The organism is Fibrobacter sp. UWR2, assembly GCF_002210285.1.
GTDB lineage: Bacteria > Fibrobacterota > Fibrobacteria > Fibrobacterales > Fibrobacteraceae > Fibrobacter.
Genome location: NZ_MWQE01000001.1, coordinates 735,592 through 761,632 on the forward strand (window position 1 = coordinate 735,592; position 26,041 = coordinate 761,632).

21 protein-coding genes are annotated in these 26,041 nt (G+C 53.8%); 15 read left to right on the top strand and 6 right to left on the bottom strand.

What is annotated here, in order from left to right; all coding sequences use genetic code 11:
* Positions 1–87: 87 nt before the first annotated feature.
* Entirely contained in the window at positions 88–900 is an 813-nt protein-coding gene (locus tag B7994_RS02940) for an RNA polymerase sigma factor RpoD/SigA (protein WP_088636967.1), read from the bottom strand.
* 305 nt (positions 901–1,205) lie between these two features.
* Here B7994_RS02940 and B7994_RS02945 point away from each other — a divergent pair, with 305 nt between their 5' ends.
* The 5 genes from B7994_RS02945 (at position 1,206) to B7994_RS02965 (ending at position 6,742) form a co-directional block, all read left to right on the top strand.
* Entirely contained in the window at positions 1,206–1,985 is a 780-nt protein-coding gene (locus B7994_RS02945; protein WP_088636968.1) for a class I SAM-dependent methyltransferase, read from the top strand.
* 13 nt (positions 1,986–1,998) lie between these two features.
* Positions 1,999–2,991, top strand: a complete 993-nt coding sequence (locus B7994_RS02950) for a lysylphosphatidylglycerol synthase transmembrane domain-containing protein (RefSeq protein ID WP_233142962.1) — start codon at positions 1,999–2,001, stop codon at positions 2,989–2,991.
* A gap of 64 nt (positions 2,992–3,055) precedes the next feature.
* Positions 3,056–5,212, top strand: a complete 2,157-nt coding sequence (locus tag B7994_RS02955) for a UvrD-helicase domain-containing protein (protein WP_233142963.1) — start codon at positions 3,056–3,058, stop codon at positions 5,210–5,212.
* Positions 5,209–6,018: a glutamate racemase gene (gene murI / locus B7994_RS02960; RefSeq protein WP_088636970.1), complete on the top strand. Its 810-nt coding sequence runs from the start codon at positions 5,209–5,211 to the stop codon at positions 6,016–6,018. The genes B7994_RS02955 and murI overlap by 4 nt, the downstream gene beginning before the upstream one ends.
* Before the next feature lie 82 nt (positions 6,019–6,100).
* Positions 6,101–6,742 (top strand): hypothetical protein, encoded by a 642-nt coding sequence (locus B7994_RS02965; protein ID WP_088636971.1) that lies wholly within the window; start codon positions 6,101–6,103, stop codon positions 6,740–6,742.
* A 110-nt stretch (positions 6,743–6,852) separates the two neighbouring features.
* On the opposite strand, the gene B7994_RS02970 is transcribed toward B7994_RS02965, so the two are convergent.
* On the bottom strand, positions 6,853–8,964 hold the full coding sequence (locus B7994_RS02970) for a glycosyl hydrolase (protein WP_088636972.1): 2,112 nt from the start codon (positions 8,962–8,964) through the stop codon (positions 6,853–6,855).
* A 97-nt stretch (positions 8,965–9,061) separates the two neighbouring features.
* The gene (locus B7994_RS02975; RefSeq protein WP_088636973.1) at positions 9,062–10,234 is read right to left on the bottom strand and encodes a sugar transferase; all 1,173 of its coding nucleotides are present in this window, start codon (positions 10,232–10,234) and stop codon (positions 9,062–9,064) included.
* A gap of 59 nt (positions 10,235–10,293) precedes the next feature.
* Here B7994_RS02975 and B7994_RS02980 point away from each other — a divergent pair, with 59 nt between their 5' ends.
* Genes B7994_RS02980 through B7994_RS02995 form a run of 4 tightly spaced genes read left to right on the top strand, consistent with a single transcriptional unit; the run spans position 10,294 to position 15,524 of the window.
* Positions 10,294–11,583: a homoserine dehydrogenase gene (locus tag B7994_RS02980; protein ID WP_088636974.1), complete on the top strand. Its 1,290-nt coding sequence runs from the start codon at positions 10,294–10,296 to the stop codon at positions 11,581–11,583.
* 42 nt (positions 11,584–11,625) lie between these two features.
* Positions 11,626–13,077 (top strand): sugar transferase, encoded by a 1,452-nt coding sequence (locus tag B7994_RS02985; protein ID WP_088636975.1) that lies wholly within the window; start codon positions 11,626–11,628, stop codon positions 13,075–13,077.
* A 2-nt stretch (positions 13,078–13,079) separates the two neighbouring features.
* A complete protein-coding gene (gene nadC / locus B7994_RS02990) occupies positions 13,080–13,943 on the top strand; it encodes a carboxylating nicotinate-nucleotide diphosphorylase (RefSeq protein WP_088636976.1) in 864 nt (287 codons plus the stop codon).
* Between the two features lie 60 nt (positions 13,944–14,003).
* Entirely contained in the window at positions 14,004–15,524 is a 1,521-nt protein-coding gene (locus B7994_RS02995) for a Na+/H+ antiporter NhaC family protein (RefSeq protein ID WP_088636977.1), read from the top strand.
* On the opposite strand, the gene B7994_RS03000 is transcribed toward B7994_RS02995, so the two are convergent.
* Positions 15,499–16,419: a DMT family transporter gene (locus tag B7994_RS03000; protein ID WP_088637221.1), complete on the bottom strand. Its 921-nt coding sequence runs from the start codon at positions 16,417–16,419 to the stop codon at positions 15,499–15,501. The genes B7994_RS02995 and B7994_RS03000 overlap by 26 nt on opposite strands.
* Positions 16,420–16,487: 68 nt before the next feature.
* On the opposite strand from B7994_RS03000, the gene B7994_RS03005 reads away from it, so the two are divergent.
* From B7994_RS03005 to B7994_RS03030, 6 genes are all read left to right on the top strand, one after another.
* The gene (locus B7994_RS03005) at positions 16,488–17,339 is read left to right on the top strand and encodes a type III pantothenate kinase (RefSeq protein ID WP_088636978.1); all 852 of its coding nucleotides are present in this window, start codon (positions 16,488–16,490) and stop codon (positions 17,337–17,339) included.
* Between the two features lie 7 nt (positions 17,340–17,346).
* Positions 17,347–18,726, top strand: a complete 1,380-nt coding sequence (locus B7994_RS03010; protein WP_233142965.1) for an MATE family efflux transporter — start codon at positions 17,347–17,349, stop codon at positions 18,724–18,726.
* Positions 18,727–18,802: 76 nt separating this feature from the next.
* The gene (gene fmt, locus B7994_RS03015) at positions 18,803–19,753 is read left to right on the top strand and encodes a methionyl-tRNA formyltransferase (protein WP_088636980.1); all 951 of its coding nucleotides are present in this window, start codon (positions 18,803–18,805) and stop codon (positions 19,751–19,753) included.
* On the top strand, positions 19,747–20,988 hold the full coding sequence (locus B7994_RS03020) for a transcription antitermination factor NusB (RefSeq protein WP_088636981.1): 1,242 nt from the start codon (positions 19,747–19,749) through the stop codon (positions 20,986–20,988). Before fmt ends, B7994_RS03020 begins: the two co-directional genes overlap by 7 nt.
* Entirely contained in the window at positions 20,985–21,581 is a 597-nt protein-coding gene (locus B7994_RS03025; protein WP_088636982.1) for a hypothetical protein, read from the top strand. The genes B7994_RS03020 and B7994_RS03025 overlap by 4 nt, the downstream gene beginning before the upstream one ends.
* Complete coding sequence (locus B7994_RS03030) at positions 21,581–23,296, top strand: hypothetical protein (RefSeq protein ID WP_233142967.1); 1,716 nt, start codon at positions 21,581–21,583, stop codon at positions 23,294–23,296. The genes B7994_RS03025 and B7994_RS03030 overlap by 1 nt, the downstream gene beginning before the upstream one ends.
* 211 nt (positions 23,297–23,507) lie before the next feature.
* Here the strand turns inward: B7994_RS03030 and B7994_RS03035 are convergent, their stop codons facing one another.
* Both B7994_RS03035 and B7994_RS03040 read right to left on the bottom strand, forming a co-directional pair.
* The gene (locus B7994_RS03035) at positions 23,508–24,557 is read right to left on the bottom strand and encodes an A/G-specific adenine glycosylase (RefSeq protein WP_088636983.1); all 1,050 of its coding nucleotides are present in this window, start codon (positions 24,555–24,557) and stop codon (positions 23,508–23,510) included.
* A gap of 24 nt (positions 24,558–24,581) precedes the next feature.
* Positions 24,582–26,036 carry a glycosyltransferase gene (locus tag B7994_RS03040; protein WP_088636984.1) on the bottom strand — a complete coding sequence of 485 codons (1,455 nt, stop codon included), beginning with the start codon at positions 26,034–26,036 and terminating at the stop codon, positions 24,582–24,584.
* Positions 26,037–26,041 lie beyond the last annotated feature (5 nt).

Genomic DNA, 26,041 nt, shown 5'->3' on the forward strand with positions numbered 1-26,041 from the left:
TTTTTGATGACGATTACTTGTTAATCGTATTCCAACATCTGGAAAAGGGGTCCAGGGGGCGGAGCCCCATGCGTCATAAGGCTGCGATTACTTGTTAATCGCAGCCAAGAAAGCGTCCTTTTTCTCTTGGAGGAATTCCTTGCTGTTGTACTTGCGGATGCGGCGGAGAGCCTGGTCACGCAGCTGACGGACGCGTTCGTGCGAGATGTTCATGGACTCGCCGACTTCGCGAAGCGTCTGCGGGGCTTCCTGGTTGATGCCGAAGATGCCGGTGATGACCTTCGCTTCGCGCTCGGGCAGCTGTTCCATCAAGTCGCGTGCGAGAACCTCGACGCTCTGGATTTCGGAATCGGCTTCCGGGTTCGTGGCGCCAGTGTCGGGGAGCACTTCGGCGTAGGTTGCCTTGGAGTCAGCCTTGAGCGGACTGTCGAAGGAAACGCCGCGCTGGCCGATCTGGATGAGCTCGCGAATTTCTTCGTTAATCTCTTTACCGCGGGACTGTTCGTGCAGAGCCTTGCGCACGCGCAGGTGCTGGTTTGCCGGCAGGCGGATAAGGTTGCCCTGCTCGTTGATGGCACGGGTAATGTAAGCCTTGATCCACCATACGCCGTAACTGATGAACTTGAGGCCGCGGGTGTGCTCGAACGATTCGATTGCGCGCACGAGACCCATGGCGCCCTCGCTGACCAGGTCCGGCAGCGGAATCGGGCAGCCGCGGTACTGAATGGCTACCTTCAGCACGAACCTCATGTTCGCGGAAATCAGTTTTTTACGGGCTATTTTGTCACCTTCTTTAGCTTTCTGGAACAGAATCTGCTCTTCTTCACGGGAGAGGGGAGCGGTTCTTCTGATGTCTTCAAGGTAACGTTTAAGTGTGGTATCGGTGGAATCTATATGCATTTTATTTCCTTGCCCCTTAAATATCGCTTTTTTTATTAGCAAGTAACGTGCCAAAAGTGTAAATTTTTATACGGGTTGCGTAAAAAGCGGATTTAATGGGGTTCTGGGAGGATTTTCCTGTTAGATTTTGTCAAAAACATTGTGCGAAACCAATTTATTGTTACAAAATGTAACAAATGTCATAAATTTTGTAAACTGAAATTTGCGCTGCAGGGGAGAGTTTGGTGCCGAACGGTCGCCTGCAGTAGATTTTCTGACTGCACGGGTTCTTCTTTTGGTTGCCAATTTCGTATATTTTGCGCGTTATGTCAATTAAAGAACCAGATCAATCTGTATGGAACCGTTTCTGGCAGCGGAAAAACGACATGGGGAAGGTCTATCCGTCTTCGCCGTCCGTGCTGAACGCCATCAAGAAGAATTTTAAACTCGAGGGGCTGAAGGTGCTCGAAGTGGGGGCCGGTACGGGTCGCGACAGTGCGGAACTTGCGCGCCTGGGTGCCGAAGTCTATGTGCTCGACTTTGCTGAAAACAGCCTCAAGATTGTAGACGGTCTGCGAGCTCGCGAGAACCTTTACGAGAATTTGAAGCTGGTGCGTGGCGATGCGTTCAAGGCGCCGTTCCCCGACTGCACCTTTGATCTTGTTTTCCATCAGGGTCTGGCGGAACATTTCAAGAATTCGCTCCCGCTCATCCAGGAAAACTACCGCATCCTGAAGCACGGCGGTTGCTGCCTCTGCGATGTGCCACAGACGGTTCACCCCTATACGGTTATCAAGCATATCCTTATCGCTATGGACAAGTGGTTTGCCGGATGGGAAAAACAGTTTACCATGGGGCAACTGAAGAAGTTGATGACTGATGCCGGATTCAAGTGCGAATACGCCTACGGCGACTGGATGCGGCCGAACCTGTTCTACCGCATGCTGCGTGAACTCGGATTCAAGCTGGGTGTTGAACTCCCGAAGTACCCGCTGAACGGGACCTTGTACCAGAAGGCGAAGGATGGCATCCTGGATGCGCTCGTGTCTGTCCCCGTGATGCACTATACTCAACTTTCCATCGGTGTCATCGGACGCAAGCCCTAGTATTTCTATGCCGATGAATCCCAAACTGAAATCTTCGCTGGTGTTTCTGGCAAAGCTCCTGGTGACTCTTGTCCCGGCGTATTTTGTGTACAGGAATATTGTGAGCGCTCCGGATTGGGATATTGGAGACTTGTACAGGCTTTTCTCGACGAAGAGTATCCTCCCGTTTGTACTGGCCCTTGTGTGCCTTGCGGCATCGAATTTCACGGCTTGCCTACAATGGAAACTTCTGCTTGAACGTCAGAGCGTCCACTTGAGCTATGGGCATTTGCTTAAGCTCTACTACGTGGGGCTGTTCTTCAACAACTTTATGCCCGGTAACGTGGGCGGTGACGTGAAGAAGGTCTATGACATCCGCATGCAGGGTGGGCAAGATACTGTGGGCGCGGGCCTCACCGCCACATTCTTCGACCGCCTGTACGGTTTGTTCTTTGTTACTTTGTTTGCGCTTGCGATGGGAGTGCTGTTCTTTGTACACGATGAAGCACAACGCTCGTTCATCTGGCCGTCTATCTGGATTTTCCTCGGTTTCTGCGCGATGTTTGCGGGACTTTGCAGCCGTCGTATCGGGCGCCTTTGCACGAGCGTAATGTCGAGGTTCTTGCCGCAGTCGATAGGCGAGCGCCTTGTGCATATGTTCGAACGCTTTACACATTTTCGCTCGTTCAGGCTCTGGTGTCAGATTTCGCTTTTGTCTTTCGTGACGCAGTCGCTTCGCGTATTCGTGCATTTCTACTGCGGATTGGCGGTGGGTGTCGCGCTTTCTATTTCCTGGTATTTCTACTACATCCCGCTGGTAGCCATCGTGAGCGCGCTCCCGATATCTATCGGCGGTTTCGGCCCGCGTGAACTGCTTGCACAGACGCTTTTTGCGCGTGCTGGGGTGGCGAGTCTGGAATCGGTTGTGATACAGCTACTTGCCTATTTTGTAAGTTTGATTTTGAGTTTGTTTGGTGCGTTCGTCTTCCTCCTGGGAGGGAAGTCGGCCACTAAGGCTGTCAGGTGAGTGCCTGATTTTTTTAGATAGCGGGGCGCGGAACTAGAGCGGCCCCATTCCATCGAGGTTGACTATGGATGCCGAGGGCATCTTGCGCGGTCTGAATGCAGACCAGCGTGCAGCCGTTTTACATGATCATCAGAAGGGAGCGCAACTGCTTATCCTTGCGGGAGCGGGCTCGGGAAAGACATCTGTCCTTACGAAACGGATCCAGTACCGGATTGCCATGGGGGTGAATCCCGAAAACATCTTGGCGCTTACATTTACGGCGGCGGCCGCTACCGAGATGCGGGAACGCGTGCAAACGTTGTTTCCCGGCGCGGGAGTGCGGCTCTGTACGTTCCATTCGCTTGCGCTTTATATGCTCAAGCAAAAGATTGGTGGCGTGTATGCTTACGAAATGGTCGGATTCAAGAAGCCTCCTGTGCCGCAGGAATCGGCGAATCGCGATTTTATGGATGAACTCTCGCGCCTCCATATTCGTGGCCTGAAGTTCAACCGTGAAAATCTCTTTGATGATTCGTATGCTCCGTCGGTGACGCACCGCATTGCGAAACTCCGGCAGTCCGTACTCGAAAGTGGGCAGGTCGTATTTGAGGATTTGATATTCCAGGCGATTCGCCTGCTTGAAGGCCACGAGGAGGCGCGAGAGTATTTCCACAGGCAGTGGACGGAAATCCTGGTGGATGAATACCAGGATATAAACCCGTCGCAATACCGCATGGTCAAAGCACTTCTTGGCGATAGGAAAAGCTTGTTTGTCGTCGGGGACGACGACCAGGCCATATACGGTTTTCGCGGGGCGGATATCGGGAACATCAACCGCTTTTGTGACGACTTCAAGGAGAGTACGCTTATCCGGCTGGAGTGGAATTACCGTTCGACTCCGAACATATTGCACCTGGCGAATGACATCTTCGAGAACAAACCCCTCCGGCTGCGGAAGGTGCTGCGCGCCGGGAACCCCAAGGGCTCTGGCGGCAATCCGATTTTTAGGGAAAATCGCGCGCCCGAGGTGTGGATGTCGGACACTCCCATCGAGGAAATGCTCAAGATAATCTGTAGGATAAAGGAACTGCGCGAAAGTTACGACCTTGCCTGGAAAAATTTCGCTATCCTCGTGCGGTATAACCGCCAGCGCGTCTATTATGAGGAAGTCCTGCGTGATGCCGAACTTCCGATTGCGGGTGAGGAGATTGACGGGGAGGCGGTCGAAGACGGTATCCATGTTGAAACGGTCCATGCTTCAAAAGGGCTTCAATATGCGGTCGTGTTCTATGCCGGGCTTGCCGAGGGGCTCACTCCCGGAGAGTGCGGCGGCAGCAGACGGGAGCGGAAAAAACAACTTGACGAAGAACGGCGGCTCTATTATGTCGGGGTTACGCGGGCCGAGGCTTACCTGATTTTGTTATATTGTAAACAGCGTTACTGGAAGGGGCGACTCCGCAATTACAGGCGGTCGAGGTTCCTGCCCCGCGACGCAGAACTTTCGGAAGGTCTGAAAATGCCTCTTATTTTGTTCAAAATACATGTTGTTGTGCAAGTACTTTCCTACATGTTTGCACATATTTTGGTGTTGCCTTTTGTGATGGCTTTTAAGCACAAGGAAGTCAATCTCTGGGTGGACAAGAAAATCCAGTGCTTTGCCCGCTTTTGCATGAAGGTACTGCGTATCGATCTTTCGGTTGAAGATCAGGCGATTCTTGGCCGTGTGGATTGGACGCGCCCCGTGTTCGTGATGGGGAACCATAATTCGTATGCGGACATCCCGATTATATTCCTTACGATTGAACGCACTATCGGCTTTATAGCGAAGGCGGAACTCCGCTTTATCCCGTTCCTCGGATTCTGGATGAAAAAGATTGGCTGTGTGCTTATCAATCGCGAAAAGGGCGGCGGAGCCAAGCTTATCCGAGAGGCGATGGCGAAGGGCCGTGCGCCGAGACTGTTTATTTTCCCGGAAGGGACCCGCGGCAAGGACGAGAACATGGTGCCGTTCAAGAGCGGTGGTTTCCGCCTAGCGGCTGAAACCGAGGCTACCATACTTCCGGTCTATATCAAGGGGTCGGGCTTTACGTGGGAACACCGCAAGGATTCTTCGCGTTGCAAGGTTTCGGTGAAAATCCTTGAACCTGTAGACGTGAAGGCGATGATCGCCGAGCGGGGGACGATCGACCCGCGTAAGGATTTGATGCACCTTGTCCGCGACAGGATGGAAGCTGCGGTATGATAGGCGTCTTCGATTCCGGCTTCGGTGGGCTCACCATATTGCAGAACCTCAAGAAGGTAATGCCCAGTTACGATTTCCTGTATCTGGGCGACAATGCGCGTGCGCCGTACGGATCGAGGAGTTTCGAGACCATCTACCGCTACACGCTCCAGGCCGTGCGTGAACTATTTGGCAGGGGGTGTCCGCTCGTGATACTTGCCTGCAATACGGCATCGGCGAGGGCGCTCAGGAGCATCCAACAGGATGTGCTTCCGTATGAGTTCCCCGACAAGAGGGTGCTTGGCATTATCAGGCCCACGACGGAAGAGATTGGCCGCTATAGCAAAACGGGACATATCGGGATTTTTGCGACCTCGGGTACGGTGTCTTCGAATAGCTACGGTATTGAAATCCGTAACTTCTTCCCGGACCTGAAGGTAACCCAGCATGCCTGCCCCATGTGGGTCCCGCTGGTCGAATATGGGGAGTGCGGTACGGAAGGGGCGGCTTTCTTTGTCAAGAAGGATGTCGACGCGCTCCTGGCCGAGGATCCGCTAATCGATACGGTGCTTTTGGCTTGCACGCATTACCCGCTCTTGGAGACGGAAATACGCACCGCACTGCCACCGCAGGTCCGGCTGGTTTTCCAGGGCGATATCGTGGCGAACAAGACACTCGACTACCTTAGGCGTCACCCGGAGATGGATGAGCGCCTCTCGAAGGGCGGGAAAACGACCTATTTGACGTCTGATACCGCGAAATTCTTCGAAAAAGGCGCGTTTTTGTTTGGAATTGAGGGAATCTCTGCCGAATCGGTAGTCCTTTAAGTAATAAAATTGTATTTTGCGTTTGTAACTGACGAACCTTTTTAGGTCCGCTTGTGTTTTTTTTATCATAGTGAGTTGTAATATGCCAAAGACACAGATCAATCTCGAAGGTTGGCAGGATTACCGTGGCAATGCCGCCGGTAGCCTGCTTTACGTGGAAACCAGTCGCGAGACCGAAATGCCGGTCCGTGACCAGCTGAACGAAAATGGCAAGGGTTTCTTCTATGAACCCAACTACGAAACCAGCACCTATGGCCTGATGAGCTGCTGCAACGTCAAGAATATTAACGCCATTGTGCGTGCCAAGAGCCGCTATATCCTGTTCGGGACTCGCTATGAAGGTCTGAGCGATTCGGAAAAGCGCAACAAGTACCTAATTATGGGTTACATGCGTATCGACAAGATCAAGGACGTGCGTACCCGCCATATCCAGCGCTTCATGTCGAATCCGGAACTTCAGGAACCGGAATGCATGCAGATGGAACACAACTGGGCGGTTTACGGCCCGATGCACTTTGTCTCCATGGATGATTCCTTCCTCGTGACTGACGAAATCCTCAAGGAATGGGGTTACAAGGGTCACGCCAGCCGCCAGCTTAAGGCCGTGTTCCAGAAGGAACATCTGGACCAGATCCTTTCGTACCTGGATTCCAAGGAAGACAAGATTGACGAATACATCGCGATAGTCGATGAATTCAAGGAAGCCCTCGCCGAAGGCGAATAGCGTTTAAATTCGATTTTAAACAGCGACGCCCCCGCATATTGCGGGGGCGTTTGTCGTAAGGTGGCGCCAAGGGCGCCAAACTTTAATCTATTGAGGATAACTAATGGCTATTACTTCGCGGCCTTCATGGTCGAGGCCTTTGTCTTCACGATGTACATGCCCTTGTTGAGGTCGAGACGGAGGGTGCCGTCAGCATTGAGGGCCTGGCCCTTGATACCCGTCCAGAGGAGGTTGCCGTTCAGGTCGAACACCTTTGCTTCCTTGTTCAGGTCGCTCTTGGCAAAGTTCGTGCGCATTCCCCTGATGGCATCGGAGCCGCAACCGGTTGCCACGATCTTAGCGATGTAGATGCCGGCGTTGTCGCTGTTGAACGAGAGCTGCGTGGAGCCGAAGGGGGCTCCGGTCGAGTCAACTTCATTGTCGAGCGGTACCGAGACCTCGGCCCAGGAGCCCGCGGGCGCAGTGTTGCCGTACTGGTAGCTTGTCCAGGTGCTGCCGCCCGCACCGCCGATGTTCACGGAGGCGTCTTCGGCGTCAATGCTCTGCATGGTGAACACGAGTTCCTTACAGACGGAGAGTGGGTCCTTGACGGCGACTTCGTCCGGGAGCTTAAAGAGGGCGTGCTGGTAGCCGCAATCGTCCTGGGCGCAGCCGGCGAGCGGAACCTTCACGAACGAGCCTTCGAAGGTAACGGCGCCGAGAGTCTCGTCGCTCGTCCAGCCTGCGGCAGAAGATTCCTTGCTGTAGTCAACAATCACGAGAGAATCGCCGAAATTCTTGTTGGGGTCCACGTACGGGTCGTCGATGGGAGAATCTTCGCACTGGAGGGCGGCGGTGTTATCTGTGGTGAACACGACCGTCGTGATGGACTTGGCGGGAGCGTCGATGATGGCGCCCGCGGTAACGGTCTTGCTCTTTTCTCCGCTTTCGGTAGATTGCACGGCATAGACTGGATTGTAGCCGTTCACGGAGAAGTTCAGGTTCTGTGACGAGCCCTTGTTGATGGCAATGACGGAGATGGAGTCGCAGTCGGCGCTACGGAAGGCCACTGCATAGATGTTGCTGCCGTCGGCGGTGCTGCTCACGACGCGCCAACCCGGATTCACGAACTTGGAGTAGTGGCGCATGGCGTGGTATTCGGGGTTGATGTAGAGTTTTGCTTCGGTGCAACCGCTCCAGCCGCTGCCCGGGCAAACGCCGATGAGTTGGCCGTTCTGTTCGCCCCAGAAGAGTTCCCAGGCGATGTAGGCGTTGAGCTTGCCGCTCGTGAAGCCGACCTGCATGATGTGGGCGAGGCCGAGCATGTCCTGTTCGCGCACGGAGTCTTCCATGGTGCAGAATTCCGTCATGATAATGGGCTTGCTGTCACTGCCATAACTCTTGGCGATGGCGCTCATGGGCTTGCGGAAGTTCTCCGGATTCAGGTAGTTCGTGCCTGAGTTGTCGTTGCCGTCGCCCGCATGGTAGAGGTGGTAGGCGTAGCCGTCGAGGTTGTTGTTGTCGAGCGCCTTCGCATATTTCTCGAAGTTGCTGTAGCCGATGCCGAGCGGTTCGGGACCGATAATCTTGGGCGGGTTCGCGAGCGTGCTGATGGAGTCGCGTACAGCCTGGAGTGCCTGCTTGTAGCCTGCGATTTCGCTTGTCTCGCTGGGCTCGAAGAGGGTCTCTTCGTAGTCGGCTTCCATGTCGGGCTCGTTCTGGAGGCTGATGTAGTCGGGAGTGATGCCTGCCGCGGCGTAGGCCTGGAGGCTCTTCTTCCACCAGCTGGCGAACTCGCTGTAGACAAACTTGCCGTACGGGTCATTGTTCGAAGTCTTGAGCGTGTTCTGGCTTTTGACCTTCTGGCCGTTCACGCTGCCGTTCACGTCTCCGCTTGGCTTGAGTGTGCCTGGAGCAGACCAGCTCGACATCTCAATCTTGAGACGGTTGCCGAGGCGTTCCTTGCCGGCTTTCACGATGGCGGCATCGTCGGCGATGCTCTTGGATTCGTCCTGCTTCCAGTTCCCGAGGCGCAGCAGCGAAAGGTTTAGCCCCGTGAATGCCGTGTCATAGAAGTCCTTCTGCATCGAAGAACTCATGGCGGTAATCCAGCTTTGGTAATAGGCGGCTCCTGCACCGAAGCCCACGATTTTCTGCGCGGTAGCGCTAGGGTCTACGGTAATGTTGGCGGCTGAGGCTATAGAGGCGGCAGCGAGTGCCGCGGCGAAGAATTTCTTTTGCATAAACACACATCCTTTAAATATGCCACAAAATTACATTTTTCATTTGAAAAACGCAGTGATTGAAATCATGAAATTTAGTTGCGCATGTCGGCGAATATTAGTAGGCGCCTTCGCCCTTGAATACGACCTTGAACGTCTTGAGGATAAGCTTCAGGTCTTCGCCGAGTTTGCCGTCGCGACGGATATAGTCGTTGTCGAGGCGCATTTGCCCTTCGAACGAAATGTTACTGCGTCCGCTGACTTGCCAGATGCAGGTGAGGCCCGGCGTTACGGAAAGGCGCATGCGGTGCCAAGGTTCGTATTCTTCCACTTCGGAAGGAATCGGCGGGCGCGGACCCACGATGGACATGTCGCCCTTGATAATGTTAACTAACTGAGGCAGTTCATCGAGGCTGAACTTGCGGAGCACGCGGCCGAACGGGTAAATGCGCGGGTCGTTCTTCATCTTGAAGGTCTTGCCGCCGGTCTCGTTCTGGGCCATCAGTTCTTTCTTGCGTTCTTCGGCATCTACATACATGCTGCGGAACTTGTACATGGTAAACAACCTGCCGTTCTTGCCCACTCGGGTCTGTTTGAAGATGACCGGTCCCTTGTGGTCGCTAATCTTTACGGCGAGAGCGCAGAACAGGAGTAACGGGGAAAGAACGATTAGTGCGAGGCTAGAGCAGGAAACATCAACAAGGCGCTTGATGACATGGCGGTAGCGGATCTTGTGCGGGTGTTCCCAGATGTGGTCGAGATTCAGGCGCTCGAGTGAGAAGAATCTGCCGTTCGTGCTATTGAAATCCTTGATCTTGTCTGCGAGTTCCAGGTTGTCCTTTTCCTGGTATCCGGTGTAGAAGTAGGCTTCGAAAATCGGTCTCTTGGGATTGATGCGGAGAGTCTGGATAAGACCTGCGTCGTTGAGTTTGTGCAGGATTTCCTTGCGGATGGATTCGAGAGTCGAAAGGTCTGAATTCAGGAGGATGATGCCGAGACCGCTAGCATCGGACAGGTACCCCATGACGTCGATGAACCGGAGGTGCGAGAACATCGTGAGGATACTGATGCGCCAGGTGTTCTCGACGGTCTTGCTCGGGCTGCCCCAGCCGAAGAAGTCGTACTGGTGGGCATACATCTTGATGTACAGGAAAGGCTTACGTGTCCGGTTCGCCCGCAAGAATTCCTCGTTAAGGCGTGTTCTGAAGAGCCTTGCCGGGTAGACAATGTTCTTGAGTTTCTGCTCGTCGAGAATCGAGCCGATTGCCGGATTGACGGATTCTTGTTCCATGACATTAAATATAGTAATTCCTATATTTGTCTCCGAAAAATTTAAAATGGAGACGCAATATGCTGCGTATTGGACTTATTGGTACTGGAACCGTCGGTGGCGGTGTCATTCAGATTCTTGAACAGAAGATTGCCGAGTACAAGGAAAAACTCGGTGTCGAACTCGAACTCGCCTGCATCTGCGCGAAGTCCGAAGAAGAAGTCGCCCCCTACAAGGCGAAGGGCTACAAGGTTTCGACCAACGCCGACGAGATGATTGCCGGTAACGACATCGACGTGCTCGTGGAACTCGCTGGTGGCTACAACATGCCGCGCAAGTGGATCCTGGCCGCCCTCAATTCGGGCAAGCACGTGGTGACCGCGAACAAGGCCCTCCTCGCCAAGTACGGTCACGAGATTTTCCCGCTTGCAGCCGAAAAGGGCCTGCATGTGTTGTTCGAAGCCGCGGTTGGCGGTGGCATTCCCATTATCCGTAGCCTCCAGGAAGGCCTGCTCGGTTCTACGGTGGAACACCTGAGCTGCATCATCAACGGTACCTGCAACTACATCCTTAGCCGCATGGCTGACGAAGGCCTCGACTTCGACGTCGTGCTGAAGGACGCCCAGAAGCTCGGCTTTGCCGAAGCCGACCCGACCTTCGATATCGAAGGCATCGACTCCGCCCACAAGACGGCCCTGCTTGCAAGCCTCTGCAGCGGCAAGCGCGTGGACTTCGAGAAAATTCACGTGACGGGTATTTCCAAGATTACCGCCCAGGATATCGCGTTCGCCAAGGAACTTGGCTGCTGCGTGAAACTCCTCGGCATTTACCACCGCGACGGCGACCGCGTGGATGCCCGCGTGCATCCGTGCTTTGTCTCTAACGAGAATCTGCTTTCTAACGTGAATGGCGTGATTAACGCCGTCTACCTCAAGTGCGACAACCTGGGCGAAACGGTCCAGACCGGCGCCGGTGCTGGCCGCCTCCCGACAGCCTCTGCCGTGGTGGCCGACCTCGTTTCTCTGGCCCGCTCTACCGACACGGGTAGCCGCAAGGCACTCCCGATGGGCTGGTTCAACGTCGACAATTCCGCGACGCTGGTGCCCATCTCCGAAACTAGCGCCCGCTACTACCTGCGCTTTACCTCGCGCGATGCCTGCGGCGTGCTGGCGAAGATTACGAGCGTCCTCGCCGAGAACAACATCTCCATCGAGACGATTATCCAGAAGAACGTGAAGGACCCGGGCAAGGTATCCATTGTGGTTATTACCGAAAAGACGCAGGACTGCAAGGCCTCGAAGGCAGTGGATGCCATCGATGCCCTGCCCGAAATCGTCGAAAAGAGCCAGGTTATCCGTTTCTTGGCATAAATCCTGGTTGCCTCGATTTGAGATTTTGTAGTTTAGTTCTGTATGATACGTGCTTCGACGCTAGAACGAGTGCTCTTGGTCCTTTCGGACTTTGCCGCCTTGACGATTTGTTTTGTCCTGGCGTATTGGGTGCAGTTCCATAGTGGCTGGATTGTCGACAAGTTCGACCCGACCAAGACGTTTGACCAGTACTGGGCCATGGGCCTCGGGCTGAATATTGGCTGGCTTGCGCTGTTCTCCTTTGCTGGCCTTTACCGTTCTTGGCTCCTGATGTCGCGTACGCACCAGATTTTGCGGGTGCTCCGCGCCGTGGTCATCGGCATCGTCCTGGTTATTATCTGCCTGTTCGGTACAGAATTCATTGCAAAGTTCTCGGCTAACGAACCGCTGAACCAGGGCTACCTGTATGGCTCGCGCTTCCCGTGGATTTTCATTTATGGTGGGCTTGCTCTTGTGCTGGTGGCCGGTTTCAGGATGTTTATTTACTTGTGCCTGCGCGGGCTCTTGCGCCTTGGCTATGGGGCGAACAACATCCTGGTTCTCGGTGCAACTGATGCCGGCCGCAAGGTGGCCGAAGACCTCAAGAACACTCCGGCTCTCGGCCAGCGCGTTGTGGGGTTCGTAGACGAACGTTTCCAGGTGATGGAACATGAGTTCGCCGGGTTCCCGGTGCTGGGCAAGTATGCCGACCTCCCGGCGCTTGTGAAGAAGTACCGCGTAACAGGCATTGTCATTGCGCACGAAAGTTCTTCGCCGCAAGAGATTATGCGCGTGCTTGTATGGATTTGCGAACTGCAGTTGCACATTTATATTGTTCCGGAACTTTACCCTGTGGTGAATGGACGGTTCAAGGCGAACCTTGTCTATGGATTTGAACTGCAGGAACTTTTTGCCTTCACGATGCCTCCCTGGCAGGTGCGGGTGAAGCGCATAATGGATTTGTTTGTTGCTGGATTTATCGGGCTTCTTTCGTTCCCGCTCTGGATTTTTGCGGCTATTGCCATCAAGTTGCAGGATGGTGGTCCGATTTTCTATTCGCAGGAACGCATTGGCCTTTACGGCAAGCCCTTTACGGTGTATAAGTTCCGTACCATGCGCACGGATGCCGAAAAGTTCGGTGCCCAGTGGGCCACCAAGGACGACCCCCGCATTACGAAGATAGGCAAGTTCCTGCGCAAGACCCGCATCGATGAACTGCCGCAACTTTTGTGCGTGCTTCGCGGTGACATGAGCATGGTGGGCCCGCGCCCCGAGCGTGCTGTGTTTATCAGCAAGCTCCGCGAAGAGATTCCGTTCTACATTAGCCGCCTCAAGATGAAACCCGGCCTTACGGGTTGGGCTCAGGTGCGGCACCATTACGACACCAGCACTGAAGATGTGAAAATCAAGTTGCAGTACGACATGTACTATTACGAAAACATGAGCCTGCTCCTGGATTTCCAGATTCTTGTGCGCACTATTTATGTTGTCCTGACCGGTAAAGGAGCGCAGTAGAAATGTACGGTGATAACTCAACACCTAAATTCCCTGTAGAAGATGCCCTCACGATGATCCGCTTGGCGCTTGCCGAAGACGTGCGCACGGGCGACGTGACTAGCGAATGGACCATCCCTGCCGACCAGAAACAACATGCCCGCCTGATTGCCAAGGAAGACGGCGTGCTTGCCGGCCTCCCGGTGATTGAACTTGTGTTCCAGGAACTGAAGGCGAACGTGAAGGTGACGCTCCACAAGAAAGACGGTGACGTTGTGAAGAAGGGCGACCTGATTGCCGAAATGGACGGCACGACGCACGAACTTTTGACAGGCGAACGTACGCTATTGAACTTTATCCAGCAGCTTTCGGGTGTGGCGACGGTCGCGCATACCTTCCAGGAAGCCCTGAAGGGTGGCAAGACCAAGGTTCTCGATACCCGCAAGACGGTTCCCGGTTTCCGCACGCTGCAGAAGTACGCGGTTCGCGTGGGCGGCGGTTCCAACCACCGTATGGGTCTTTTTGACATGGTGCTCGTGAAGGACAACCACATCGCTGCTGCGGGTGGCGTACTCCAGGCGCTCGAAGTCGTGAAGAAGAACAATACGCAGAACCTGATGGTCGAAATGGAAGTCGAAAACTTCGACCAGCTGCGCGCGCTCCTTAACAAGGGCGTGGACGTCATCATGCTCGACAACATGAGTAACGAGATGATGGCCGAGGCCTTGAAGATTATCAAGGAAAGCGGTGACAAGTGCCTGGTGGAAGGCTCCGGCAACATGACGCTCGAACGCGCGAAGGAAATTGCGACGCTCGGCCTGGACTACATCTCTGTCGGTGCGCTCACACACAGCGTGAAAGCACTCGATATTTCGATGCGAATCTAGTAGGCTCAAACCACAATAGGCTTGTTTTTTTATATTCCTTGGAAACCCAAGGAGTGTTTTATGGAACAACAGGCTGCCGAAATTGTATCCTATTTTCACGGAACGTTCTGGGCCCTGGTGCCCTCGATAGTGGCTATCGTCCTTGCCCTCATTACCAAGGAGGCATACTCGTCCCTTTTTGTGGGCGTATTGATGGGCGGGCTCTTCATTAGTGAAGGGAACTTCCCGCATTTTCTGGATGCCGTATTCAAGGATGGCGTGGTCAAGCAGGTGTCGGACCCGTGGAATGTGGGCATTCTCTTTTTCCTTGTCATTCTTGGGACGATGGTTGCCTTGATGAACAAGTCCGGAGGGGCGGCCGCTTTCGGTGAGTGGGCTAAACAGCACATCAAGTCCAAGGTCGGCGCACAACTTGCGACAGTTATCCTGGGCATCATGATTTTCGTGGACGACTATTTTAATTGCCTCACGGTAGGCTCCGTGATGCGCCCTGTTACAGACAAGTTTAAACTTAGCCACGAAAAGCTGGCATACTTGATCGATGCTACGGCAGCTCCGATATGCATTATCGCTCCCATCAGTTCGTGGGCGGCGGCGGTGACCGGCTTTGTCGAAGGCGAAGATGGCCTGGGGCTGTTCGTGAAATCGATTCCCTATAATTTTTATGCCTTGCTGACTATCGTGGCCCTCTTTGCGGTAATTCTTTTGAAGGTAGATTTTGGCCCGATGAAAAAGTACGAGGCTGCGGCTGAAAAACTGGAAGCGCAGACGGAGTCTCTAAAGCGCGAAGACTCTCGCGGAACGGTCGCGGACTTGATTTTCCCGATTGTCACGTTGATTGTGTTCTCGGTGACCGGATTGATTTATACGGGCGGATTCTTCTCGAGCGGAGAAGCGCATAAGGGATTTATTGATGCCTTCGGTGCAAGTGATGCTTCTGTTGGCCTTGTAATCGGTAGCTTTGGTGCGCTTATCGTGACGGTGATTTGGTATTTGGGCCGTCGCGTTTTGAAGTTGCGCAAGTGCCTGGAATGCCTGCCCGAAGGTTTCAAGGCGATGGTCCCGGCGATATTGATTCTTGTGCTTGCCTGGAGCCTGAAGGGCGTTACCGATACGCTTGGCGCAAAAGATTTTGTGGCAGGCCTCATTTCGGGGAGCGCCGCTGGACTTATGAACTTGATGCCGGCGATTATCTTCCTTGTTGGTGTGGGTCTTGCTTTCTCGACGGGTACTTCGTGGGGAACGTTCGGCATCTTGATTCCGATTGTGGTAGCGGCTTTCTCGAGCGTCGATCCGAACCTGATGATTATTTCTATTTCTGCATGTATGGCGGGCGCCGTCTGTGGTGACCATATATCGCCAATTTCCGATACGACTATCATGGCGAGTGCCGGTGCGGATTGCAACCATGTGAGCCACGTGAATACGCAGTTGCCCTATGCGCTTTCTGTCGCTGGGGTGAGTTTTATATGCTATATCGTGGCAGGGTTCACGCGGAGCGCATTTCTTTCGTTTGCGATTGGCCTCACGCTGATTGTCTTTGGAGCCTTGCTCATCAAGAAGATGCAGGCGAAATCTTAATTTGCGCTATCACGATGGCGACCATCATTATCGCACAGCCGCAAATCTCGCGGGCTGAAAGCTGTTCCCCCAGAATGGCCCAACCCGCAAGAACGGCGAATACTGATTCCAGGCTCATCGTGAGCGAGGCGATGGTGGGGTTGATTTTGTCCTGAGCGACAATCTGCAATGTGTAGGCGATACCGCTGGAACAAAGGGCTGCAAATGCAAGGCCTGCTATGGCATATGGATTGCCAAATGCCGCAATGACGGTGCCGAAATCCATTGCCGGGAATTTCAGGTCGAATACAATCATCAGCGGGGCAGTCAAGACGCCGATGGTTAGGAACTGTATTGCCGAGACGCGAATGGGGTCTACGTGATTTACGAACTTGTCGATGACGAGGATGTGGAACGAAAAGGCCAGCGCACATAGGAGCGAAACGCTGTCCGAAAGTTCGATTGAAAAGCCGTCCTTGACGCAGAGCAGGTAAAGCCCTGCCGTCGTGATGGCAATGCAAATCCAGGTCTTGATGGAAGTGCGCTTGCCTAGGAATAAACTTACGACAGGCACAAGTAGTATATAGCATGCGGTAAGGAATCCGGATTTCCCGGCGGGAGTCCCGAGGAACATCCCGAGTTGTTGCAAGTTCATTGCGGTGCAGAGGGCAAGCCCGCAAAAGAATCCCGCCTTCCAGTGTAGTAGCGCTTCTTTGCGGTTGTGAGGCCTGCGGGGGCTCTTGCCGAAAGCATCGAGAATCTTGAAGACTAAGGCAAGGAATCCTGCGGCGATAAAGCAGCGGATGCACGAGAAAGCAAATGGCCCGAATGCGTTCCCTTCGATTTGGGCGACAAAGCCCGAACCCCAGATTGCGGCTGTCAGGATGAGCAGGAATGTATAGCCTAAATTAGCCATAGAAGCATATATAGCAATCATTCGCGTTCTCAAATTTCTATCTTTTGCCGCAAAATAGTGATTCGCGCATGAAGAAGAATTTGAATGGGGCTGTGAAAGCCAAGAAGAAAAGCGAACCTTTCAGTTTCGTAGTAGATGTGGGAAACTCCCACACGGTTTTAGGTATTTTTAAGGGCGACAAGGTTGTTGACCACTGGAGACTCACGACTCGCAAGGAGACTACGAGCGACGAAGTGATGAACCGCATTGGAGGCCTTGTGCGCTTTTCCAAGATCAAGCCTGCGGCGATTACACACGTTGGGCTTTCGACCGTGGTGCCCGCATTGGAACGCCCGTGGATCAAGGCCTTGCAGACTTTGCTGAAGCGCCCGGTGCAGGTGGTGAGTTCCAAGAACTGTCTGGACTGCCCGATTGCCTACCCGAACCCGGCCTCCTTGGGGTCTGACCGCCTTTGCAACGTAATCGCTTTGCGTGACCGCGGCTACAAGGATGCTATAGTGGTGGACATGGGTACGGCGACGACTTTCGACGTGATGAAGGATGGCGGTTTTGCCGGCGGTATCATCATTCCGGGTATCAGCGCCAGTTTGGATGTGTTGACCGAGAAGGCGGCCCGCTTGATGCCGGTGAGCATCGAATGGCCCGACCATGTGATTGCGAATAATACCGACGATGCCATCCGTGCAGGTCTTTTGTACGGGTTCATGGCGGAACTCGAATCGCTGGTTGAAAAGATCAAGGCCGAAATGGGGCGCAAAAAGGTTCCCGTGTTTGCGACAGGTGGCTGGGGCCAGATGGTCATGGGCCACAGCAAGGTTATCGATACATATGACCCTTATTTGACCCTGAACGGCGTGCGGCTTGTGGCCCTGCGCGGTAATGGAGCTGCCGAAATCGAACGTGATTCGGATGACGAATAATTCTATTGTGCCTAGAAAAAAAGGCGGTATTCGGGATGTGCTCGTAGTTGCACTCCCGATGCTTTTATCGATGTCTTTCGATACGTTCATGACGTTTATCGACCGACTCTTCCTTTCTAAACTTGGACCTGCCGAAATGAATGCGGCACTGGGTGCGGGTGCCGTGCAACTTGCGCTTACGATGTTCTTTACGGGGGCTATCAGTTACACGACGGCAATGGTGGCGCAACGCCTGGGGGCGAAAAAGCGCTGGGATTGTTCGCGCGTATTTATGCAGGCGGTTTACCTCTCGCTGGTATGTGTGCCGCTTTTGTACCTGACGATTCCGGTGGGGCATTTCGCTTTCGGGCTGGAGCATTTGCCGGCAGACCAGCTGGAATACCAGAAGACTTATTTTAACATCTTGATGTTCGGTGGCGCAATTACGCTGGTGCGCAATGCGGCGCCGTGTTTCTTTAGCGGGATTGGCGAGACGAAGGTCGTGATGCAGGCGGCGTTCGTCGGCATGATTGTGAACGTCGTCTGTAATTTTGTGCTGATTTTCGGTATGGGCCCGATACCGGCGCTTGGTGTAGCGGGTGCGGCCTACGGAACGCTTATCGGGAATGCGGTATCGACCATTATCTTGTTTGCAAAGTTCTTCGGAAATTCGTGCCACAGGCGGTTCCGCACGCGCTACGCATTTGCCTTCAGTTGGCCGCTCTGCCGTGAACTGCTGCGGAAGGGCATTCCTTCGGGCGTTGAGATGTTCTTGAACATGTCGGCGTTCCAGTTGCTTATCCTGATGTTCCATGCGCTCGGGCCTGCGGCGGCGACGGCCTCTTCGGTGATGTTCAACTGGGACATGGTGGCGTACGTGCCATTGATGGGGCTCGAAGTCGCGTCTACTAGCCTCGTGGGGCGTTACGTGGGCGCGAAGGACGGCGCGGCCGCTAACAGGTCTACTTATTCGGGGCTCCGCCTAGGATGGGGCTATTCGTTAATTATCGGCGTGCTGTTTATCTTTTTGCCGGGAGTGCTTACGGACGTGTTCCAGCCCGATGCTGCAGGTGCTTCGGCAGAAGCGCTCGCAATTTTTGCGGAGGCCCGCCCGATGGGCATGTTCATGTTGCGCTTTGCTGCACTCTACATCTTTGTGGAGGTTCTCCTTGTAATATATGCGGGTGCGTTGCGCGGTGCGGGCGATACGTTCTGGGTAATGGTCGCAAGCGCCTTGATGAACTGGTTTGTCGCCCTTGCGCTCTATGTTTCTGCCTACGTATTCGATTTGCCTGCACACCATGCATGGATTGCGGTTGTTGCCGTTTATAGCACGGCGCCGCTTATTTTCTGGTGGCGCTGGAAAAGCGGCAAATGGCGTAAGCACGTACTCGAAGTCGCATCGTAGGGGGAATCTTTCTTTCGTAAAGATGCTTTGTGGCCTTTGAAGGTGCCGGTCGTCATTTCTTTCTATATTGTACTACATGAAAGTAGTTTTTATGGGAACGCCGGAATTTGCGGCTTGCTTCTTGAAGCATCTTAAGGAATCTGATGGTATTGACGTGGTGGGCGTTGTCACTCAGCCCGATAGGCCCGCAGGGCGCGGGCGCGTGCTGACTCCGCCGCCGGTAAAGCAGCTTGCGCTTGAATACGGCCTCCCTGTTCTGCAGCCGCTCGATTTGAAGGCTCCGGAATTCGAGGCGGATTTGCGCGCGTTCGGCGCCGACCTTTTTGTTGTTGTCGCATATTCCATTTTGCCGAAGAACATTCTCGCGGTTACGAAATTCGGTGCAGTGAACGTGCACGGGAGCATGTTGCCCAAATACCGTGGTGCAGCTCCGGTGCAACGTGCGATTGCCGATGGCCTTCCCGAGACGGGTGTTACGGTTTTCCGCCTAGACGAGAAGATGGACCACGGCCCTATCCTTTCGCAGAAGGTCGTGAAAATTGACCATCAGGATACGACTGCAAGCCTTCTCGAGAAGATGGTTGCTCCCGGCTGCGAAGCGCTTGACGAGGCCATCGCGCAGCTTGAAGGCGGTTGCGAAAAAGACCTGACGCAGGACCATGCGCAGGCATCCGGTGCCCCCAAACTTAAGAAAGAAGAAGGCCGCATTGATTTCAACATGCCGGCAATCGTTATCCATAACCGCATCCGCGCTTTCAACCCTTGGCCGGGCGGATATGCGACCCTTTCGGGCCGTACGGTTTACCTGCGCAAGACGGACGTTGTCGGCGTAGGCGATTGCAAGGCTGCCCAGGGTGTTGCGAACCTTGCTCCGGGCTCTATTGAATTTAAGGAAAATCGTCTGTTTGTCGGTACCGGCGAAGGCTTGCTCGAAGTTGTAGAAATCCAGGCCGAAGGCAAAAAACCGATGCCTGTCGCCGACTTTATGCGCGGACTCCAGAAGCGCGAAGGACTTGCATTTTGCTGACGGAACGTGAAGAGGCATACCGCGTTCTTCTGCTTTGGCAGAAGGAAGGAACTTTCATCAAGGAAAGCGGTATTCCTCCGTTTGCGATGGAAGTGGCGCTTGGCGTGTGCCGCCGCCACTTGTACCTGCAGTATTTCATCAAGTCGCTCGTGAAGAAAATGCCCTCGGTGGAAGCCTGTACCATCCTGGAAATGGGGCTCTTCCAGATGTTCTTCATGGATGTGCCGGACTATGCCGCCATCGATTCCTGCGTGGAACTTGCGAAGTCTGCTAACCTGGGCGAAGGAACAGTGCGCCTTACGAATGCGGTGTTGCGTTCTGCACGTAGGGCCGGCATGCCTGAACTCCCGTCTCAGCGCGTGCGCCGCGTGAGTATCGAGAATTCTATTCCCGAATGGCTGGTGCGCCGCTGGTTCGACGTTTATGGTGGTGACCGAGCCGAAAGCATTGCGCGTTCTACCCTGGAACGCCCTGTGGAGTGGATTCGCGTGAACCTGCAGAAGACAAGCGCTCCCGTGCTAGCCGAAAAGAATGGCGTTACGGGCGCGAGCATCCTCTACGACCGCTTTATCGAAATTCCTCGCGACGTGGGAGTGAAGGTCTTGCTTGCCTTGCCGGAATTCTCGGCGGGGATGTTCTCGTTCCAGAATCCTTCTGCATACGATGTCGTGAAACTCCTGGATGCAAAGCCGGGAATGAAAGTGTGGGATGCCTGTGCAGCGCCCGGCGGGAAGACTGCGCTGCTTGCGGAAATGGACCCGACGCTTGATATCCATGCGAGCGATTCGTCGGAATTCCGCCTTGAGAAAATGCAGGACTTGATAAGCCGCCTTGGGCTTACGAATGTGAAACTTTCTCACATTGACGTATTGAATGCGGCGGACACTGTTGTTGAAGAAACCTTCGATAGAATACTCCTCGACGTTCCCTGCAGCAACATGGGCGTGATTGCGCGTAGGCCCGAATCGGTTTACCGCCTGACGCCCGAATCGATTGCGGAACTTTCGAAACTGCAGTACGAAATTCTCGAACGCGCAGCCGAAAAACTCAAGCCCGAAGGTCGCTTGGTTTATGCCACGTGCAGCCCGGACCCGGCAGAAACGACGCAGGTCATTAACAGGTTTGTCAAGGCTCATCCTGAATTTGTGAAGGTCGGGGACCCGATGCTGCCCGGTAGCAGGGATGCCCGCCTGGATGGATTTTTTGCACAGGCACTGGAGCGAAAAAAATCATGAAACTGACAAGAACATTTTTTGCCGCGCTGTTGCTTGCCGCGGTAGCGTGGGCGCAAGAAGCCGCGCCGGTGGATACGCTCGTGTACGCTTTCCACAAGGGCTACATCTCCATCGAGGGCGGCGAGATGTATCCGTTTGGTGACCTTCAGGATGCCGTGGAAAACGCCTTCTATGGTGGAGTCGGTTTCCGTTACAGTTACTGGCCCGACTTTGATGGTTTCGTGCATTTCAACTACGCTTACGTGAAGGTGCGTGCCGACGGTATTCCGTTCCCGGGCGTTCACCAGTTCGTGGGCAGGTTGGGGCTGGATTGGCACTGGAAATTGTTGCGACCGCTGGCGATTGGAGCTGGCTTTACCTGTAACTGGACTCGCGCCGACTACGATGGCGATGAAAACTACTTTACCGGTCGTGGGGGAATGCTTGTCGACAATGAGACTGAATTCGGGTGGTTTGCCCGCATCAACATGCCGTTCCTGTATTTCAAGGAATTTACTGCGGGTCTGAATGCCTTGTGGGAACAACTTTGGACCTTGCCGGAGCGTTCTAACATGTTGACTATCGGCTTCTATATCGAAAGGAGGATCTGGTAATGAGGAATTCTCTTTTCTGCATGGCTTTTTTGGCGATAGTTCCTTTCTGCGGAATTACTCATGCTGCAATCGATGCCGAAATGGAAGGTATGGAGGCGGTTAGTCGTGATGATGGAACTTTCCTTGTCGGTGGGCCTACTTACCAGTTTGACCGCATTCTCGGTGCGGGCGGTATTCATAGTGAAAGCGAACTCTGGACGCCACAAAAACTGAGACACCGTCTGCTATTCAACCGCATGTCCGTCTTACCGTCGTGGAACCCCTACGAGCCATCGGTATGGGTAAAGACTGGTAACGAACTCGGTGACATGATATATCAGGATGTGATAACCGAGAATGATAGACCTACGAATCGCACGCCGATTCTGGAAGGTGGCTTCAGGACTCCATCCTACAAGGGTTTCTGGGCAACGGCCCGTGGATTCCAAGATGACCATTATTCATCCCGCACTGCGAGTTACCGCAAGAAGATGGTCTCGGACGAGTTTTCCCTTTTTGGTGAAAATTATCCGATGTTCAGTTCGGGTTATGCGGGCCTCGGCTATACGAATGACTTTATAAACGCATCGCTACTTGTGGGCGAGGAATACCTCTGGGAATACACGGAATCTTCCCGCTGGATTCCTGTGTTCATGAAGCCGCGAATAGAAGCGCGTGCCGACTTCTTGAATTTTGAAATTACCGCAGCATTTGAAGATGCGGAATACCAGAATGCGAAGAGAAAGGAATCCGGCGAACGCAAGGAAGTGAATGGCTCTGTGCTTTACAAGTGCGGGGAGGCCTGCCAGAAGGGCGTGTTCCAGATTTCTGCGGGGCTAGCTTTCCGTGTTGTCGATGACGAGGGTACGGTTTATACCGGGCTCAACGACGACCATGTGTTCTGGCCGTTTATGCAGTTGCGGGTTGCTCCGCTGCGCTGGCTCAAGGCCGACGTCATGTTCGGCATGAATGACGTGGACTGGCTCGTGCAGGATAGCATCGAAATGTCGCTTCCGGTGGAGGTGAAGAATCTCGGTGTGACGCTTGGCGTTAAGAATATTTCGGGTACGCGCCTGAATCCGCTCGCCGATGACAAGGAATTCTTCGACATGGGTGATGTGGAGAGTGTGATTGAACTCTCGCCAGGCGGTGCGATGACTCTGCTTGAAGGGTATCTCGCCTTTGCCGATACAATCGCATCTGTGTCGCTTGGTGGCAGGGCTTCATTCTGGGCGGAACGCGGAGCGGAGACGTTTGATGTGGACGGCTATGTGGAAGATGGCGGGTACGAGTTCCGCTATGGCGATGTCTCTCGAATCAATTCGTGGATAAAGGGCATAACGGGTGAACTCTGGCTCGATGCCTGGCTTGGTGAAATGTTCAAGTTCCGCGCCCTGGCCGGTTTCGAGAGAATTGACGGCGACGATAGGCGATTCGAGGTGACGCCATCGGAGTTCTTCGTCGCATTTACGGGAGACTGGCTTATCCGCAAGTCCTTCCGCGTATCGCATTCTCTGCGCTACAGGAGCGATGCCCAGTGGAACCTGCGCAGCAGTGATCCACTTATCGTGAAGGGTGACTGGTACTGGGATGCCACTTTTGAGCAGATGTTCCCCAAGTATGGTCTTTCTCTTGCCGGGTCATTAATTCACGTGTTGGCAGACGAAGTCGTTCAGGTTCCCGGGGCGGATTACGATAGGATTCGCTTTGTCTGCACGGTGCGGAAAAAATTCTAGTTTGTAAGTAAAAATTATCCTTTAAACGCCCAAATTGGCCTTGACAGAAAAAAAAGTTTGCTATATTATCCCCTGTTCCTGAAAAGGAACAGGTTTTTTGGACCGTTGGTGAATAAAGGAGTTTTTACGTGAATCATCTGATTCCTCGAATGCTGATGCATCTGGCCTGCTGTTGTGCCATTGTAATTTTGGTTTGTTCTTTTTTTTCGACCTAATCTAGTGCCAGTTTCAATGCCTTGAGGCTGAAACTGTTGGCGAAAACATCTCTTGCGACATACTTGGAAACCCATGTAAAGCGGCTCTTTGTCGCTTTGTATTTGAGTTTGATGTGCAGGACTCTGCATTCGATTTTATGGACGGTAATCCCATGCCGGAAAACTCCACAATCTTTTACGGAGGCGACTCTGTCGCTGTCGATATAGCGTTCGGCCTGCAGGGGAATGCCGGCGGTCGCATTTTTTTGCGTCTCGAAATGGGGTAGGGCGAGTTGTCCGCTGAGGAATGCCTGGCCAGCGGAGACGGCAAGGATCTTGCCGTCGGCGCTTTCGATAACAAGCGCCGTGCCGTGCCACTCCTTTTGTATGCGTTTCTTTTTGGGAGGGAATTCTTCTGCACGCCCTTCGCGATATGCGCGGCATCCGCTGGCCAGCGGGCAGGCCTTGCATTCAGGAACCTTTGACTTGCAGATGGTGCGCCCGAGTTCCATCAGGGCCTCGTTGTGCATGTAGGCTTTCGGGCTATCCGCAACCATGCGGGCATATTCCCAGTAAGTTTCCGCAGCTTTACCGACGGGTAAAAAGTCGAGGGCGTAGAACCTCGAAAAGATGCGTACCAGGTTCCCGTCCAGAATCGCTTCTCTCTTGTGTAATGCGAGGCTGAGGATTGCTCCTGCGGTATATGCGCCTATTCCCGGTAACGATTCGAGTTCCTTGCGGGTTTGCGGGAATTTCCCTCCGGCCTTGGCGACAATTCTCCCCGTCTTCAATATGTTCCGTGCACGGCTGTAGTAGCCAAGCCCCTGCCAGTATCGGAATACTTCTTCTTCGCTTGCCTTTGCTAGCGTCTCTATGTCAGGAAAACGTTCCATCCAGCGGACAAAATAATCCTTTACGGTCGAGACCTGTGTCTGCTGGAGCATTGTCTCGCTGATCCACACTGCATACGGGTCACGCTTCGCGTCGATGTCCGTTGGCCTCCATGGGAGGTTCGCTGCGTTCTCCTTGAACCAGTCGCGTAGATGCTTCAGGATTTTTTCGTCCATATTGATGTTGGGAAAGAACGATTGTTAAAACCTGTAGTATTTTCGCTTTAACTTACGGAAGAAATCGAACTGAGCCTTGGTGGAGGATTCCATCGTGTATTTGAGGGAGCGCTCGTGGGCGGTCTCTCGCATTTCCTGATAGGTTTCCGGTTCTTCGAGATATATGCGGCGGCATTCTTCGAGTGCTTCGAGCCAGGCGGTTTCGTCAATGGGGAGAATGCGGCCTGCGGCATTGTCCATCACGATGTCATGCGGACCGCCGTAATTGCTCACCAGGGCGGGCGTGCCTGTCGCCATCGCTTCGACTACGACATTCCCGAAGGTGTCGGTGACGCTTGGGAACAGGAAGAAGTCCGAATCGGCGTAAAGGCTCGCGAGCGCTTCGCCGCCCTGCTCACCTGCGAAGTGCACGCTGTTATCGCCTTCGTAGAATTTCTTGATTTCTTCGAGGTACCAGCCGTACCCTACGTACATGAGTTCCACGTCGTCGTGCAATGCGGCGAACTTCTTCCACACGCCGTTCAGGAACTCCAGGTTCTTTTCTTTCGAGATACGGCCGATAAACGAGAAACGAACCTTGCGTGCAGACCCTGTCTGTATGGCGCTGGACGGAGATCCGTTAAATTTTTCCCACATGCCCTTGCCACGTAGGTCAGGGGAGAACTTCTCGAGCGGGAGGCCGCGCGGCAGTATCTGTACTTGACTTGCAGGGACTTTTAGTTGCGAGGTGAGAATTTCTGCGTAATCCTTGCAGGGACTTACGACGGGCTTGGTCATACCGTAGAAAATCTTCATGAGCCAAAGCACGAAGTAGTACATCCACTTTGCCTTCACGAGCGTGCGTGTATAGGTGGGCACGTCGGTACGGTAGTGGCTAAAGACCTTGATGCCTGCGACCTTCGCGCAGAAACATACGAGCCAGGCTCCGGGGCTTGGTGTCTCAAGTTCGATTAGGTCGACTGGGTAGCGCTTGAGCAACCGGAGTACGGGGCCAACACGTGGGATGGCGAGTTCGCTGTTCGCGTATCCAAGTTGTTCCATGCTGAAAAGGCGCGGAAGCAGAATGCAATAGCTGCTCTCGACGACACCGCAGGGGCGCGTGTTGAAGGCGCTTCCTGCAAGGAAAGCCTTCATGTTGTGGGAGCGCATGTAGGGAATCACGTTCCTCAGGTTGTTGGCAATCCCGTTTGTCTCGTCCAGGTTGTCGGAATAGAATAGGATGCGGACATCGTCGGCGGGACGTTTGCTGCGTTCCTGCTTTAAGTAACTGCGCAGTTTTAGAAGCGTGGGAATGTTCACGAGAAGCGCCCCGAATACGATTGGCGGAATCATGCCGGTTCGTAGGTTTCCGGGAGGCTGGTGCTTGAAACTGAACATCTTCCTAAAGGTGCTCGTGACGGTGCGTCCGAAAATGTGGGGGCGCGTATCGAGGGTGTCCGTAGCCTTGAGTTTCGAAGAAGTCCGCTTTTTGTTATCCATGATGG

Bases quoted from the DNA above. Each gene is read 5' to 3' on its own strand.
- B7994_RS02940 (WP_088636967.1), bottom strand. From the start codon at position 900: ATGCATATAGATTCCACCGATACCACACTTAAACGTTACCTTGAAGAC.
- B7994_RS02945 (WP_088636968.1), top strand. From the start codon at position 1,206: ATGTCAATTAAAGAACCAGATCAATCTGTATGGAACCGTTTCTGGCAG.
- B7994_RS02950 (WP_233142962.1), top strand. From the start codon at position 1,999: ATGAATCCCAAACTGAAATCTTCGCTGGTGTTTCTGGCAAAGCTCCTG.
- B7994_RS02955 (WP_233142963.1), top strand. From the start codon at position 3,056: ATGGATGCCGAGGGCATCTTGCGCGGTCTGAATGCAGACCAGCGTGCA.
- murI (WP_088636970.1), top strand. From the start codon at position 5,209: ATGATAGGCGTCTTCGATTCCGGCTTCGGTGGGCTCACCATATTGCAG.
- B7994_RS02965 (WP_088636971.1), top strand. From the start codon at position 6,101: ATGCCAAAGACACAGATCAATCTCGAAGGTTGGCAGGATTACCGTGGC.
- B7994_RS02970 (WP_088636972.1), bottom strand. From the start codon at position 8,964: ATGCAAAAGAAATTCTTCGCCGCGGCACTCGCTGCCGCCTCTATAGCC.
- B7994_RS02975 (WP_088636973.1), bottom strand. From the start codon at position 10,234: ATGGAACAAGAATCCGTCAATCCGGCAATCGGCTCGATTCTCGACGAG.
- B7994_RS02980 (WP_088636974.1), top strand. From the start codon at position 10,294: ATGCTGCGTATTGGACTTATTGGTACTGGAACCGTCGGTGGCGGTGTC.
- B7994_RS02985 (WP_088636975.1), top strand. From the start codon at position 11,626: ATGATACGTGCTTCGACGCTAGAACGAGTGCTCTTGGTCCTTTCGGAC.
- nadC (WP_088636976.1), top strand. From the start codon at position 13,080: ATGTACGGTGATAACTCAACACCTAAATTCCCTGTAGAAGATGCCCTC.
- B7994_RS02995 (WP_088636977.1), top strand. From the start codon at position 14,004: ATGGAACAACAGGCTGCCGAAATTGTATCCTATTTTCACGGAACGTTC.
- B7994_RS03000 (WP_088637221.1), bottom strand. From the start codon at position 16,419: ATGGCTAATTTAGGCTATACATTCCTGCTCATCCTGACAGCCGCAATC.
- B7994_RS03005 (WP_088636978.1), top strand. From the start codon at position 16,488: ATGAAGAAGAATTTGAATGGGGCTGTGAAAGCCAAGAAGAAAAGCGAA.
- fmt (WP_088636980.1), top strand. From the start codon at position 18,803: ATGAAAGTAGTTTTTATGGGAACGCCGGAATTTGCGGCTTGCTTCTTG.
- B7994_RS03025 (WP_088636982.1), top strand. From the start codon at position 20,985: ATGAAACTGACAAGAACATTTTTTGCCGCGCTGTTGCTTGCCGCGGTA.
- B7994_RS03030 (WP_233142967.1), top strand. From the start codon at position 21,581: ATGAGGAATTCTCTTTTCTGCATGGCTTTTTTGGCGATAGTTCCTTTC.
- B7994_RS03035 (WP_088636983.1), bottom strand. From the start codon at position 24,557: ATGGACGAAAAAATCCTGAAGCATCTACGCGACTGGTTCAAGGAGAAC.
- B7994_RS03040 (WP_088636984.1), bottom strand. From the start codon at position 26,036: ATGGATAACAAAAAGCGGACTTCTTCGAAACTCAAGGCTACGGACACC.